A 529-nucleotide genomic window follows, 5' to 3' on the forward strand; every position below is an offset into this window, starting at 1 on the left:
TCGACCAGGCCGGCTTTTTGGACGAGGCCGCCCAGTTCGATCAGGTGACGGGTTCGTTCGCGGCGTTGCACGACCCAGGCCCTGCTATCCGTTCGCCGCTGCGTTGATTCCGCCCGCAGCGTCGCCGCCCGATTCAGGCGCAGCGCTCGACCCGTCGATTGCAGCAGCGCCGCCACTTTTCTTCCCGCGTCGACGAAAGAACGCCGCGCCATCAGAGCGCCACGCCTCCCTGTTTCCTGCAATTTGTGCTTCGGCAATTATGTGCAGCAGACCGCCAGCTAGGGTTTCCGCATCGAGCACGTCGGCCCCCGTCGCGGCGACGAGCTGGCCTAGCTGTTCGACCCGCTTCGCTTTCAGTTGACGCGCCTTGTCGCCGAGAGTTTTCAGCTCCGCGTCGTAATCGCGAACCTTGCGCATATCAGACCTCCAATCAGTACAACGCGAACACGAGATGCAGGACCGCCGCCAATTGCGCGATCGAATGCGGACCGTCGATATTGCCTAGCTGGGTGTTGCCAGTTCCTTGCAT

2 protein-coding genes are annotated in these 529 nt (G+C 62.4%); both read right to left on the reverse strand.

Annotated elements, in window-relative coordinates; translation table 11 throughout:
* Window positions 1–71: conjugal transfer protein TraD (locus AACY52_RS32470; RefSeq protein WP_370468072.1), on the reverse strand; the 71-nt coding region annotated here is incomplete at its 3' end.
* A gap of 13 nt (window positions 72–84) precedes the next feature.
* Entirely contained in the window at window positions 85–417 is a 333-nt protein-coding gene (locus AACY52_RS29980; protein ID WP_299109489.1) for a conjugal transfer protein TraD, read from the reverse strand.
* Between the last annotated feature and the right edge of the window lie 112 nt (window positions 418–529).

Origin of the sequence: Pseudomonas sp. EA_65y_Pfl1_P113 (genome assembly GCF_963970525.1) — a bacterium.
GTDB lineage: Bacteria > Pseudomonadota > Gammaproteobacteria > Pseudomonadales > Pseudomonadaceae > Aquipseudomonas > Aquipseudomonas tritici.

Bases quoted from the DNA above. Each gene is read 5' to 3' on its own strand.
- AACY52_RS29980 (WP_299109489.1), bottom strand. From the start codon at position 417: ATGCGCAAGGTTCGCGATTACGACGCGGAGCTGAAAACTCTCGGCGAC.